This is a genomic window from Mesorhizobium sp. M0664, from assembly GCF_040320565.1.
GTDB lineage: Bacteria > Pseudomonadota > Alphaproteobacteria > Rhizobiales > Rhizobiaceae > Mesorhizobium.
The window spans coordinates 1-12,278 of record NZ_JAMYPW010000004.1; the positions used below are offsets into that span (position 1 = coordinate 1).

Below are 12,278 nucleotides of genomic sequence, written 5' to 3' on the forward strand. Positions count from 1 at the left end.
TCCCGGCGCAAAGCGCGCCAAACTGTTCGCGATGTCCTCGCACACCTGTTCGCGATGTCTCCGGTCCAAACAGGGGGGAGATTGGCAGTTTCGCCGCAGGCGTCTTTCTTGCCGCGGTGAAGATTTCCGAAGGCGGGCGTGACAGCCAATCTCCCCCCTTGAGGGGGAGATGTCCGGCAGGACAGAGGGGGGCGGTGAAGGAACTCAATCTCAATCCTTGCTGCTGGGGACCTGCATTCTTCCTATTTGCGAGAATTGATGCTCTGCCGTCAACCGCTATCTATTTTCTGCACAACGGTTGCGTTTTCGCTCGCGTTGCCATCGCTCCCGCAAAGGCGGACAATGCCTCATCACGAACCAGGGAGAGAGACCATGATCGAATACGGTCATTTCATCGGCGGCAAGCGCGTCGCCGGAACCAGCGGCCGCAAGCAGGACGTCATGCAGCCGATGGACGGCACGGTGCGCGGCACGGTGGCGCTGGCTTCGCAGGCGGAATTGCGTGCGGCGGTCGAAAACGCCAAGGCCGCACAGCCCGGCTGGGCGGCGACCAATCCGCAGCGGCGCGTACGCGTCCTGATGCGGTTCCTCGAGCTGGTCGCCAAGGAGTATGACGCGCTGGCCGAGATATTGGCGCGCGAACACGGCAAGACCATCGCCGACGCCAAGGGCGACATCCAGCGCGGCCTCGAAGTGGTCGAGGTCTGCATCGGTGCGCCGCATATGATGAAGGGCGAGTTCACCGATGGCGCCGGCCCCGGCATCGACGTCTATTCGATGCGCCAGCCGCTCGGCGTCGTCGCCGGCATCACACCGTTCAATTTTCCGGCGATGATCCCGCTGTGGAAGATCGCGCCGGCCATCGCCTGTGGCAATGCCTTCATTCTCAAGCCGTCCGAACGCGACCCGGGCGTGCCGATGCGCATTGCCGAACTGTTCATCGAGGCCGGTCTGCCGGCGGGCATCCTCAATGTCGTCAATGGCGACAAGGAAGTGGTCGACGCCATCCTCGACGATGCTGACATCAAGGCCATCGGTTTCGTCGGCTCGACACCGATCGCCCAGTACATTTATTCGCGCGGCTGCGCTGCCGGCAAGCGCGTGCAGTGCTTCGGCGGTGCCAAGAATCACATGATCATCATGCCGGATGCCGACATGGACCAAACCGTCGACGCGCTGATCGGCGCCGGCTACGGCTCGGCCGGCGAGCGCTGCATGGCGATCTCGGTGGCCGTCCCGGTCGGCAACGACACCGCCAACCGGCTGATGGAAAGACTGGTGCCGCGCGTCGAGAGCCTGAAGGTCGGTCCGTCGACGGATTCTTCCGCCGATTTCGGCCCGCTGGTCACGGCGCAGGCGCTGGAGCGGGTCAAGTCCTATGTCGACACCGGCGTCAAGGAAGGCGCCAGGCTGGTCGTCGACGGCCGCGGCTTCTCCATGCAGGGCTACGAGAACGGCTACTATATGGGCGGCTGCCTGTTCGACAATGTGACCGCCGACATGCGCATCTACAAGGAAGAGATCTTCGGGCCGGTGCTCTCGGTCGTTCGCGCACCGACCTACGAGAACGCCATCAAGCTCGCCAACGAGCACGAGATGGGCAATGGCGTCGCCATCTTCACCCGCGACGGCGACGCGGCGCGCGACTTCGCCTCGCGGGTTCAGGTCGGCATGGTCGGCATCAACGTGCCGATCCCGGTGCCGATCGCCTACTACACCTTTGGCGGCTGGAAGGCGTCCTCCTTCGGCGACCTCAACCAGCACGGGCCGGACGCGTTCCGCTTCTACACCAAGACCAAGACGGTAACGTCGCGCTGGCCGTCCGGCGTGAAGGACGGTGCCGAGTTCGTCATCCCGACGATGAACTGACCGAACGGTTTCTGTCAGCGCGTCCTCGCCTTCGGCTTGGGGCGCGCTGGCCGGCGTGAAGGATGGCGCCGAATTCGTCACCCCGACGATGAACTGATCCAAATCGCAGAAAGCAAGAAAAGGCCCGGGCACCAAGCTCGGGCCTTTTTGCCGCGGTCTTCATCGGCATGAACACTAATGTGATGGAACCAAGAAGGCAGCAATCTTCTTAGGTTGCAGTCCTGCCGCGAAGGAGATGCTGGCAGATCAACCAACGGCGCTGGTGACGGCTCCGGGGGATATCGTCCGGCGCAAAGGAGGTGTCAGATGGCACGTCTCATGGCGACTATAGCTTGCGCTGCGATGGCCCTTTCCGCCGTCCCGGCAATGGCTGCCGAGCAATGTGCGGCACGCGCCGATATGGTCAAGGCGCTCGGCGAGAAGTTTCATGAAAACCCGAGCGCGGTCGGCGTCGTCAATCCGAATGTGGTGCTTGAAGTCTTCGTTTCCGACAAGGGCACATGGACCATCCTCGCCAGCGACACAAAAGGTCAAAGCTGCGTGATTTCAGTCGGCGAAGGCTGGGAGAGCGCGATGACGAAAGCGGCGCTGCCAGGCACCTGAACGATTTATCACGGGTCTGCGCGCCTCGGCATGGCCGCGCGGCCTGTGGCTCATTCTTTCGGCGACAGCCGTAAAACGGATCTGCAGGCGCCCGCTTGGGCGCCTGCTTGCGCTTTTCCATTATCGATACCATATATCGAGAACATAATGGGAACATCTTAAATCGTTCCCACCAATGGCAGACCGGAACACAGAAAGGAACGACGCGATGATGATGACGTCGGAACCGGCCTGGATCGCTCCGGCAAAATGAGGCCGTCAAACCCCTCCTTTGCCGGAACGTGATGGCAAAGGAGGTGCCCTATGGCACGCAAATCGCTGTTGAGATGGGTGAAAACCCTGGTTCTTGCTGGCGCATTGGCGGTGGGTACGAACACCGCAGGCGCGCAATATCAACACTGCGTTGAACATGGCGAGCTCGTCGCCCATTTGAGCGAGAAGTTCCAGGAAAGGCAGTTTGCTTTGGGGCTGATCGGTCATGAGGCGGTCATGGAAGTCTTTGTCGCCGAGACCGGAACCTGGACCATCGTCGTCACCGATATCGCCGGCAGAAGCTGCATCGTCGCGGCCGGCGACAATTGGGAAAACGTGATGGCCCTGCCCGGCCAGGGCGCATGACGAAATGGCAGGCTCAGCGTGTGGCAGCTGCCTCGGCATGGCCGCGCAAAAGCGCCATCAGGCGCTTGGCGTCCTTGGCCGCGGCATCTTCGTCGCCGGCGAGGATCGAACGGATCAGTGCGACATGGTGCTCGGCGGATTCGGCCAATCCGGTATCGGCCTTGTAGCGGAACCAGAAGCGACGGCTATGGGTTTGCAAGGGTGCCGCCAGGCGCGCGGCGAACGGGTTGTCGGCAGCCAGCGCCAGCGCCTCGTCAAGCGCCTTGTCGGCCTGGATAAAGTAGAACACATTTTCCGAAATCACCGCCTTTTGCATGGCAAGGGCAGCGTCATGGAACAGGTCGGCGGCCTCGCGGGTAACGAAGCGGGCGGCCGAGCGGGCAAGCACCACCTCGACGCCACGGCGGGCGTCGAGGACACGCAGCCAGTCGCCGGGGTGAAGCGGCGCGATGGCGATGCCGGCGCGCGGCCGGACCTCGAGCAGCCCCTCCCAGGCCAGCCGCTGGATTGCTTCGCGAACCGGGGTGCGGCCGAGGCCGAGCCTGTCAATCAGCGCCCCCTCGGTGATGAAGCTCGCCGGCGCCAGTTCGAGAGTTACGATCATGTGCTCGAGCCTGCGGTAGGCCTTCGCAGTTGCCGGCTCGGAGCCCGGGCTGTCATATACCAATGCGGCATCTCCTGATATATTGTTGATATATCATATCAGATTCAACGTTGACAGCCGGCTTCTTAAGAAATATACGACTGATATATCAGATGGAGCGATCGACATGTGGGCCGGAGTCTTCCCCGCCGTTACGACCAAATTCACCGAGGACGACGGCCTCGACCATGCCGAGATGGAGCGCTGCTTTGCGCTGCAGATGGAGGCCGGCTGTGACGGCATCATCGTCTGCGGGTCGCTCGGCGAAGGCCCGATGCTGTCGCACGACGAGAAGATCGCGGTGCTGAAGACCGCGCAGAAGATCGCCGGCAAGAAACCGGTGCTGTTGACGGTCAACGAGGCCGGTACACGCGAGGCGGCGGCGATCGCGCGCCGCGCCGCCAAGGAAGGCGCCAACGGTTTGATGGTGGTGCCGAGCCCGATCTACCATACCAATGCCGAGGAGACGGTCGCGGCACTCAGCGCCGTCGCCGCGGCCGGCGACCTGCCGGTGATGATCTACTCCAACCGGCTTGCCTACCGCGTCGACGTCACCGTCGACCAGATGGAGGAGTTGGCGAAGGACCAACGCTTCGTCGCCATAAAAGAGTCCTCCGACGACATCCGCCGCTCGACCGAGATCATCAACCGCCTCGGCGACCGCTACGACCTGTTCACCGGCGTAGACAATCTCGCCTTCGAGGCGCTGTCGGTCGGCGCCATCGGCTGGGTGGCGGGCCTGGTCACCGCGTTCCCGCGCGAGACCGTCGCCATCTACCAGCTGATGCGACAGGGCCGCCGCGAGGAGGCGTTGAAGATCTACCGCTGGTTCCGGCCGCTGCTCGACCTCGACGTTTCGACCTATCTGGTGCAGAACATCAAGCTTGCCGAAGTGCTGGCGATCAACACCAACGACCGCGTGCGCATGCCGCGCCAGCCATTGTCGGGCGAGCGGCGCAAGGCAGTCGAAAAGATCGTCAGGGATGCGCTGGCGGTGCGGCCAGAGCTGCCGACATTCTGATCCAGTCGCTTTGAAGGCATTTGCAGATGTGCAGCGCGGCGCATGGCAATGAATGATAATGCTACGCTCGATGTCGCCATCATTGGTGGCGGCATCATCGGCATCTGCGCCGCCGCCTTTCTGGCAGAGGCGGGGCGAAACGTGACGATCTTCGATCGGACGGGGATCTGTGAGGAAACCAGTTCCGGCAATGCCGCTGCCTTTGCCTTCTCCGATGTGCTGCCGCTCGCCCACAAGGGCATGATCAAGCAGTTGCCGAAATGGCTCGCCGACCCGCTCGGCCCGCTCAGCATCCCACCCGCGTATCTGCCGAAGCTGCTGCCCTGGCTGGTCCGCTTCTGGCGCGCCGGCCGAAGCGACCGCTATGAAGGCGGCCTTGCCGCGCAGGCCGGGATGATGAAGCTCGCCGAGGCGGAATGGATGGGCTTGCTCGACCGTTCCGGCACACGGCCGATGCTGCGTGAGGACGGCTCGCTCGAACTCTACGACAGCGAGGCCGAGTTCAAGGCTTCACTGCCCGGCTGGGCGGCAAGGCAGCGCTTCGGCATCGGCTTCAGCCATGTCGAGGGGAGCGCTCTCACAGCCCTGCAGCCCGGTCTGTCGCCGCGCTTCGTCAAGGGAACGTTCGTGCCGGGGTGGAAAACCGTTGCCGATCCCAAGCTGCTTGGAAAGGCCTTGTGGGCCTATGCCGAGAGGTTGGGCGCCGGGTTCGAAAGGGCCCGGATCGAGCGTGTCGAGGCGGGACAGGACGGCGCGATCCTGACCACGGCCGACGGCACGCGGCGACGGGCGAAGCACGTCGTCATCGCTGCCGGGGCCTGGTCGCATCTGCTGGCGAGACATCTCGGCGACGGAATCCCGCTGGAGACCGAGCGTGGCTACAACACGACGTTGCCGAAGACTGCCTTCGACGTAAAGCGGCAATTGATCTTCTCCGGACATGGCTTCGTCATCACGCCGCTCGAGACGGGCCTGCGCGTCGGCGGCGCGGTCGAACTCGGCGGCCTTGAGAGGCCGCCCAATTATGCGCGCTCGAAAGCGCTGCTCGAAAAGGCGCAGAAATTCCTGCCGGGACTGGATCCGGCCAATGGACGCGAATGGATGGGGTTCCGGCCGTCGCTGCCGGATTCGCTGCCGGTGATCGGGCGGTCGCAACAAACGCCGTCGGTGGTGTATGGTTTCGGCCACGGTCACCTCGGCCTGACCCAGGCCGCGGTGACCGGGCGCTTGATCCGCGAGCTCGTTCTCGGGCAGAATCCATCGCTCGATCTCGGCCCGTTCAGCCCGCAACGGTTTTGAGTTCGAAGACAGTCAGTTGGGAGCCGGCATGGCCAAGAATTCCTTCTTCTGCATAGACGGCCACACCTGCGGCAATCCGGTGCGGCTGGTCGCCGGCGGCGGGCCTTTGCTCAAGGGCTCGACGATGATGGAGCGGCGAGCGCATTTCCTGGCCGAATATGACTGGATCCGCACCGGGCTGATGTTCGAGCCGCGCGGCCATGACGTGATGTCCGGCTCGATCCTCTATCCGCCGACGCGTGAAGATTGCGACATCGCCATCCTGTTCATCGAAACCTCGGGCTGCTTGCCGATGTGCGGCCACGGCACCATCGGCACGGTAACTTTTGCCGTCGAGCATGGGCTGATCAAGCCGAAGACACCGGGCGTGCTCAGGCTGGATACGCCGGCGGGCTTGGTCGTAGCGGAGTACAGCCAAGTCGGCGACTATGTGGAGGAGGTGCGCATCACCAATGTGCCTTCCTTCCTCTATGCCGAGGCTCTGACGGTCGAATGCCCCGGGCTCGGCGAGATCAGCGTCGATGTCGCCTATGGCGGCAATTTCTACGCCATCGTCGAACCGCAAAAAACCTATCGCGACATGGCCGACCATTCGGCCGGCGAACTGATCGCCTGGAGCCCGGTGATGCGGCAGCGGCTCAACGAGAAATATTCCTTCGTCCACCCGGAGAATCCCGGCATCGATAAGCTGTCGCACATATTGTGGACCGGGGCGCCGACCAACCCGCAAGCCGATGCCCGCAACGCCGTCTTCTACGGCGACAAGGCAATCGACCGCTCGCCCTGCGGCACCGGCACCTCGGCGCGGATGGCGCAGCTTCACGCCAAGGGCAAGCTTGGGGTCGGCGACGACTTCGTCCACGAATCGATCATCGGGTCGCTGTTCAAGGGCAGGGTGGAGAAAGAGGTCACCGTCGCCGGCAAGCCGGCAATCATTCCGTCGATCGGCGGGTGGGCGCGGATGACCGGATTGAACACGATCTTCATCGACGACCGCGACCCGTTCGCGCACGGCTTCGTCGTCAAATAGAGAAAACGCTGACGCAAGCGAAAGAAAGAGAGCGCAAACGGATTGCCTTCGACGGCGCAACGATCCCGCTCATCAACTTATTTTGACGGCGATTTCTTCGAAATGGGTCGCATGCTGCGATTGAATCGTCAAAGACATTGCGTTAGGCCAATGGTAGGGTCCGCGATGGTCCAGGGGGCGCACCGGAACAAAACGGGCAATCGGACGACGTGCGGCGAAAACACGCGTAATGATCGAAAAATCACGTTGCAATCCGGGCTCGAAACTTTACGACTAGGGAAAATACGAAAAGGAATGCGTCTGCATGGGCGACATTCCAGGGGAGCCACGACAGCATGCAGTATTTTGTCCAGCAGCTTATCAACGGGCTGACGCTGGGATCGATCTATGGGCTGATAGCGATCGGCTATACGATGGTCTACGGCATCATCGGCATGATCAATTTCGCCCATGGCGACATTTTCATGATCGGCGCTTTCACCGCGCTCATCGTTTTCCTTATCCTCGGTGCGTTGTTCTATTCGCTGCCGATCGTCGTTGCGCTGCTGATCATGATGATCGTCGCGATGCTGCTGACCAGCCTGTATAACTGGACGATCGAGAAGGTGGCCTACCGGCCTTTGCGTGGTTCATTCCGGCTGGCGCCGCTGATCACCGCGATTGGCATGTCGATTGCGCTGTCCAATTTCGTCCAGGTGACGCAAGGGCCGCGCAACAAGCCGGTCCCGCCAATGGTGTCCAAGGTCTACAACATCGAAGGCATCAGCGTCTCGCTGAAGCAGATCATCATTGTCCTGGTCACCATAGTCCTGCTCGCGCTGTTCTGGTACCTGGTCAACAAGACCTCGCTCGGCCGGGCGCAGCGCGCCTGCGAGCAGGACCGCAAGATGGCCGCGCTGCTCGGCGTCGACGTCGATCGCACCATCTCGATCACCTTCATTATGGGCGCCGCCCTTGCCGCTGTCGCCGGCACGTTGTTCCTGATGTATTACGGCGTTGTTGTGTTTTCCGACGGCTTTACGCCCGGTGTGAAGGCGTTTACTGCCGCGGTGCTCGGCGGCATCGGCTCACTGCCCGGCGCCGTGCTCGGCGGGCTGATGATTGGCTTCATCGAAAGCATGTGGTCGGCTTATTTCTCGATCGACTACAAGGACGTCGCCGCCTTCTCCATCCTGGCGATCGTGCTGATCTTCCTGCCTTCCGGCATTCTCGGCCGGCCAGAAGTCGAAAAGGTCTGAGATCATGGCGGTTACCGTGTCTCCGGAAAGCACCGTCGTCGCCACCCCGGTCCAGCGCGCTTTTCGCGAAGCGCTCTATGCCGGCGCCATCTCGCTTGGCCTGTTCGTGCTGTTTATCGGCCTGAAAACCGACCAGAATATCTCCAACGAACTGATCCTGGTGCAACGCTGGGGCTTGCTCGCCGGCGTCGTGATCGCCACCATGGCAGGACGCTTCCTCTATGTCGCCTATGGCCAGCCCTTCCTGGCGAACCAGAAGATCGTCGACGTCGCCACCGGCCTGCTGCCGGTCAGCTTGGCTTCGCGATTCTTCCGCCTTCCCGCGTTCATCGTGGCGCTCGCCGTCGCCGTTATTCTGCTCGCGCTCAGCAGCTTTCTGACCGAGGCCTTAGGGCCGGAACTTTCCGATTTTGTGCGGTTCCTGCGGGCGCTCGCAATCATCTATGCGCTGGCTTGGCTGATATATCGGTTCCGGGCCTTCATTCACGCTCATTTCTCGGCATTGGGCATAACCGCACTGGCGCTCTACCCGATTATCGTGGTGTTGGTGCTGGCTCTATATGCCGGGTCGATGGCCGCCGGTTTCCAGGGCTCGCTGAAATATGTCGACAATTACGGCATCCAGATCCTGATCTACGTGATGCTGGCTTGGGGGCTGAATATCGTTATCGGCTTGGCCGGCTTGCTCGATCTCGGCTATGTCGCCTTCTACGCCGTCGGTGCCTACGCCTATGCGCTGCTCGGCACGCATTTCGGCCTCTCCTTCTGGATCCTGCTGCCCGCCGCTGGCCTGATGGCTGCGTTCTGGGGCGTGATGCTCGGCTTCCCGGTGCTGCGCCTGCGCGGTGACTATCTGGCGATCGTGACGCTCGCCTTCGGCGAAATCATAAGGCTGGTGATCATCAACTGGCGCGAGGTGACCAACGGCTCGGCCGGCATTTCCGGCATCCCGAAGGTGTCTTTCTTCGGCCTGATGTCGTTCAACGTCTCCGATCCGAACTACATCTCGAAGGTGCTCGGCATCGCCCAATCGGGTGCCTACTACAAGATATTCCTCTACTATTTGATCCTTGGGCTCTGTCTGCTGACGGCCTTCGTCACCGTGAGGCTCAGGCGTCTGCCGGTCGGCCGCGCCTGGGAAGCGCTGCGCGAGGACGAGATCGCCTGCCGCTCGCTCGGTATCAACACCACCACCACCAAGCTCACGGCCTTTGCCACGGGCGCGATGTTTGGCGGCTTCGCCGGCTCGTTCTTTGCCGCGCGGCAAGGCTTCGTCAGCCCGGAATCCTTCGTCTTCCTGGAATCCGCGATCATCCTTGCCATCGTCGTGCTTGGCGGCATGGGCTCGCTGGTCGGCATTGCCGTCGCCGCGATGGTGATGATCGGCGGCACCGAAATCCTGCGCGAACTGGATTTCCTCAAGACCGGCCTGAGTTGGGGCAACATCAAGGTTATACCCGGGTTCGGCCCCGACTTCACGCCGGAGCTTTATCGCATGCTGTTGTTCGGCATGGCCATGGTCATCGTCATGCTGTGGAAGCCGCGCGGCTTCGTCGGCAGCCGCGAGCCGACAGCCTTCCTCAAGGTGCGCAGGGCGGTGTCGGGGTCCTTCACCAAGGAGGGACACGGCTGATGAACGCGAGTCCCTCCGTGAACGATGCCATCCTGCAGGTCGATCATTTGTCGATGAAGTTCGGCGGTCTCGTCGCCATCGGCGACCTGTCGTTCCAGGCCAAACGCGGCGAGATCACCGCGCTGATCGGTCCCAACGGCGCCGGCAAGACCACCGTGTTCAATTGCATCACCGGTTTCTACAAACCGTCGGAAGGCATGATCACGCTCAATCGGCGCGACGGCTCGACCTTCCTGCTCGAACGTTTGCCGAACCATGAAATCCCGGCGCGGGCCAAGGTGGCGCGCACCTTCCAGAACATCCGCCTGTTCTCGGGCATGACGCTGCTGGAGAACCTGCTGGTGGCCCAGCACAACAAGCTGATGAAAGCGTCCGGCTATACCATTCTCGGCCTGTTCGGTTATAGCGGATACAGACAGGCTTCGGCGGAATCGGTTGAACTGGCCGAGCACTGGCTGGAAAAGGCCGATCTCGTCGACCGCGCCGACGATCCTGCCGGCGATCTGCCATATGGCGCGCAGCGACGGCTCGAAATTGCTCGCGCCATGTGCACCGGCCCTGAGCTTCTGTGCCTCGACGAGCCGGCCGCCGGCCTTAATCCGAAGGAATCGGCGGCGCTCAATGCACTGCTGATGGACATCAAGGACAACACCGGCACGTCGATCCTTTTGATCGAGCATGATATGGCGGTGGTTATGCAGATTTCAGACCATGTCGTCGTGCTCGAATACGGGCGCAAGATCTCCGACGGCAACCCGCAATCGGTGCGGACCGACCCGCGCGTCATCGCTGCCTACCTCGGCGTCGAAGACGAGGACGTCGAGACGGTGCTGACCGAAGTCGGCGACGAAGACGTCATCGAGCAATTGGATACGGGTCCGGATGCGGCCCACGGCCCAGGCACGTCGTCTTCGTATCTCGCCGGACCGGTTGCCGACACGGTTGGCCACAGCGAGGGCGAACGCGTCACCGTGTCAAAGGGCGCTTCGAAAGCCGGGCAGATCGATGCAAGGTCGAGTGCCGCGGCAAAGTCCGGATCGCCGGCCAAAGCCAAATCGGCCGCGAAATCTTCTGCCGCAAAATCTTCCACTGCAAAGCCGGCCTCCAAGGCTCCGGTGAAGTCAAAAACTCCCGGCACCTCTAATCGGCGTGGAGGGCGGAAATAATGGCCGGCACAACGCTGCTCGATATCAAGGGCGTCCAGACCTACTACGGCAACATCAGGGCGCTGAACGGCGTCGATGTCACGGTCAAGCAAGGTGAGATCGTAGCGCTGATCGGTGCCAACGGCGCCGGCAAGTCGACGCTGATGATGACCATCTTCGGTGCTCCCCGCGCCCGCGCGGGTACCATCACATTCGCCGGTACCGACATCACCCAGATGCCGACCCACGAGATCGCGCGCATGCGCATCGCCCAGTCGCCGGAAGGGCGCCGCATTTTCCCGCGCATGACGGTGATGGAAAACCTGCAAATGGGCGCCAGCCTCGACAACCTCGAGCATTATGACGAGGACGTCGAGAAGGTGTTCACGCTGTTTCCACGCCTGAAGGAACGCATTGCCCAGCGTGGTGGCACGCTGTCCGGCGGCGAGCAGCAGATGCTGTCGATCGGGCGCGCGCTGATGGCGCGGCCGAAGCTGCTTTTGCTCGACGAGCCGTCGCTTGGCCTGGCGCCGCTGATCGTCAAGCAGATATTCGACGCTATCCGGGAGCTGAACCGCACGCAGGGACTGACCGTGTTCCTGGTCGAGCAAAACGCCTTCGGCGCTCTGAAGCTCGCCACGCGCGGCTATGTCATGGTCAACGGCAACGTGACGATGAGCGGCACCGGCAAGGAGTTGCTCGCCAATCCGGAGGTGCGCGCCGCCTATCTCGAAGGCGGCCATCACTGAGTTTCAGGAGACATCAATCATGCAGGGCATTGTCTATGAGGAACCCTCGATCTGGCAGTTCTTCTTCGTCACCTGCCTGCTCGGCGGCTGGGCGGCGTGGATGACGGGCAAGGCATGTGCGCAGACGTGGCGCAGCTTCGCCCAGTTGTTCGCCTACATGCTGGGGCTCGGCATCGGCGTAAGATTCATCCATCATGCGCTGTTCGGCGGAACGATGTTTTCGCTGCATTACTACGTGGTCGACACCATCGTGCTGATGATATTGGGCTTCATTGGCTACCAATACACGCGCACCAACCAGATGGTAACGCAGTATAATTGGCTTTACGAAAGAGCCTCTCTTTTGAGCTGGAAACCAAAAGGTTGACATTTATCATTAACGGCGCTTCAGGGATGAATCGGCGTGACAAGTGCCTGAAAATCGGCAAAG

Annotated in this window: 12 protein-coding genes; 11 read left to right on the top strand and 1 reads right to left on the bottom strand. The window is 61.9% G+C overall.

Annotation, left to right across the window (positions count from 1 at the left end; all coding sequences use genetic code 11):
* Positions 1-372: 372 nt before the first annotated feature.
* The 3 genes from NKI39_RS07665 to NKI39_RS07675 all read left to right on the top strand — a co-directional run bounded on the left by NKI39_RS07665 (position 373) and on the right by NKI39_RS07675 (position 3,090).
* Positions 373-1,869, top strand: coding sequence for a CoA-acylating methylmalonate-semialdehyde dehydrogenase (locus tag NKI39_RS07665; RefSeq protein WP_352831297.1), 1,497 nt, complete (start codon positions 373-375; stop codon positions 1,867-1,869).
* A 306-nt stretch (positions 1,870-2,175) separates the two neighbouring features.
* On the top strand, positions 2,176-2,472 hold the full coding sequence (locus NKI39_RS07670; RefSeq protein WP_352471247.1) for a hypothetical protein: 297 nt from the start codon (positions 2,176-2,178) through the stop codon (positions 2,470-2,472).
* A gap of 303 nt (positions 2,473-2,775) precedes the next feature.
* Positions 2,776-3,090 carry a hypothetical protein gene (locus tag NKI39_RS07675; RefSeq protein WP_352471246.1) on the top strand — a complete coding sequence of 105 codons (315 nt, stop codon included), beginning with the start codon at positions 2,776-2,778 and terminating at the stop codon, positions 3,088-3,090.
* 13 nt (positions 3,091-3,103) lie between these two features.
* Here NKI39_RS07675 and NKI39_RS07680 read toward each other — a convergent pair whose 3' ends face one another.
* Complete coding sequence (locus NKI39_RS07680) at positions 3,104-3,694, bottom strand: GntR family transcriptional regulator (protein WP_502893709.1); 591 nt, start codon at positions 3,692-3,694, stop codon at positions 3,104-3,106.
* Positions 3,695-3,860: 166 nt separating this feature from the next.
* On the opposite strand from NKI39_RS07680, the gene NKI39_RS07685 reads away from it, so the two are divergent.
* From NKI39_RS07685 to NKI39_RS07720, 8 genes are all read left to right on the top strand, one after another.
* Positions 3,861-4,754, top strand: a complete 894-nt coding sequence (locus NKI39_RS07685; RefSeq protein ID WP_352471244.1) for a dihydrodipicolinate synthase family protein — start codon at positions 3,861-3,863, stop codon at positions 4,752-4,754.
* A 48-nt stretch (positions 4,755-4,802) separates the two neighbouring features.
* Positions 4,803-6,053 carry an NAD(P)/FAD-dependent oxidoreductase gene (locus NKI39_RS07690; RefSeq protein ID WP_352831299.1) on the top strand — a complete coding sequence of 417 codons (1,251 nt, stop codon included), beginning with the start codon at positions 4,803-4,805 and terminating at the stop codon, positions 6,051-6,053.
* A gap of 28 nt (positions 6,054-6,081) precedes the next feature.
* Complete coding sequence (locus NKI39_RS07695) at positions 6,082-7,083, top strand: 4-hydroxyproline epimerase (protein WP_352767576.1); 1,002 nt, start codon at positions 6,082-6,084, stop codon at positions 7,081-7,083.
* A gap of 335 nt (positions 7,084-7,418) precedes the next feature.
* Positions 7,419-8,321 carry a branched-chain amino acid ABC transporter permease gene (locus tag NKI39_RS07700; RefSeq protein ID WP_352454929.1) on the top strand — a complete coding sequence of 301 codons (903 nt, stop codon included), beginning with the start codon at positions 7,419-7,421 and terminating at the stop codon, positions 8,319-8,321.
* 4 nt (positions 8,322-8,325) lie between these two features.
* Positions 8,326-9,954 (top strand): high-affinity branched-chain amino acid ABC transporter permease LivM, encoded by a 1,629-nt coding sequence (gene livM, locus NKI39_RS07705; protein WP_352767577.1) that lies wholly within the window; start codon positions 8,326-8,328, stop codon positions 9,952-9,954.
* On the top strand, positions 9,954-11,120 hold the full coding sequence (locus NKI39_RS07710) for an ABC transporter ATP-binding protein (RefSeq protein WP_352540330.1): 1,167 nt from the start codon (positions 9,954-9,956) through the stop codon (positions 11,118-11,120). The genes livM and NKI39_RS07710 overlap by 1 nt, the downstream gene beginning before the upstream one ends.
* A complete protein-coding gene (locus NKI39_RS07715) occupies positions 11,120-11,848 on the top strand; it encodes an ABC transporter ATP-binding protein (RefSeq protein WP_352471239.1) in 729 nt (242 codons plus the stop codon). The genes NKI39_RS07710 and NKI39_RS07715 overlap by 1 nt, the downstream gene beginning before the upstream one ends.
* Positions 11,849-11,867: 19 nt before the next feature.
* Positions 11,868-12,215, top strand: a complete 348-nt coding sequence (locus NKI39_RS07720; protein WP_352471238.1) for a DUF6867 family protein — start codon at positions 11,868-11,870, stop codon at positions 12,213-12,215.
* Positions 12,216-12,278 lie beyond the last annotated feature (63 nt).

What these genes read in the sequence shown, in the direction of transcription:
- NKI39_RS07670 (WP_352471247.1), top strand. Translation starts at nt 2,176, where the DNA reads ATGGCACGTCTCATGGCGACTATAGCTTGCGCTGCGATGGCCCTTTCC.
- NKI39_RS07685 (WP_352471244.1), top strand. Translation starts at nt 3,861, where the DNA reads ATGTGGGCCGGAGTCTTCCCCGCCGTTACGACCAAATTCACCGAGGAC.
- NKI39_RS07720 (WP_352471238.1), top strand. Translation starts at nt 11,868, where the DNA reads ATGCAGGGCATTGTCTATGAGGAACCCTCGATCTGGCAGTTCTTCTTC.
- NKI39_RS07700 (WP_352454929.1), top strand. Translation starts at nt 7,419, where the DNA reads ATGCAGTATTTTGTCCAGCAGCTTATCAACGGGCTGACGCTGGGATCG.
- NKI39_RS07690 (WP_352831299.1), top strand. Translation starts at nt 4,803, where the DNA reads ATGAATGATAATGCTACGCTCGATGTCGCCATCATTGGTGGCGGCATC.
- livM (WP_352767577.1), top strand. Translation starts at nt 8,326, where the DNA reads ATGGCGGTTACCGTGTCTCCGGAAAGCACCGTCGTCGCCACCCCGGTC.
- NKI39_RS07710 (WP_352540330.1), top strand. Translation starts at nt 9,954, where the DNA reads ATGAACGCGAGTCCCTCCGTGAACGATGCCATCCTGCAGGTCGATCAT.
- NKI39_RS07675 (WP_352471246.1), top strand. Translation starts at nt 2,776, where the DNA reads ATGGCACGCAAATCGCTGTTGAGATGGGTGAAAACCCTGGTTCTTGCT.
- NKI39_RS07715 (WP_352471239.1), top strand. Translation starts at nt 11,120, where the DNA reads ATGGCCGGCACAACGCTGCTCGATATCAAGGGCGTCCAGACCTACTAC.
- NKI39_RS07665 (WP_352831297.1), top strand. Translation starts at nt 373, where the DNA reads ATGATCGAATACGGTCATTTCATCGGCGGCAAGCGCGTCGCCGGAACC.
- NKI39_RS07695 (WP_352767576.1), top strand. Translation starts at nt 6,082, where the DNA reads ATGGCCAAGAATTCCTTCTTCTGCATAGACGGCCACACCTGCGGCAAT.
- NKI39_RS07680 (WP_502893709.1), bottom strand. Translation starts at nt 3,694, where the DNA reads ATGATCGTAACTCTCGAACTGGCGCCGGCGAGCTTCATCACCGAGGGG.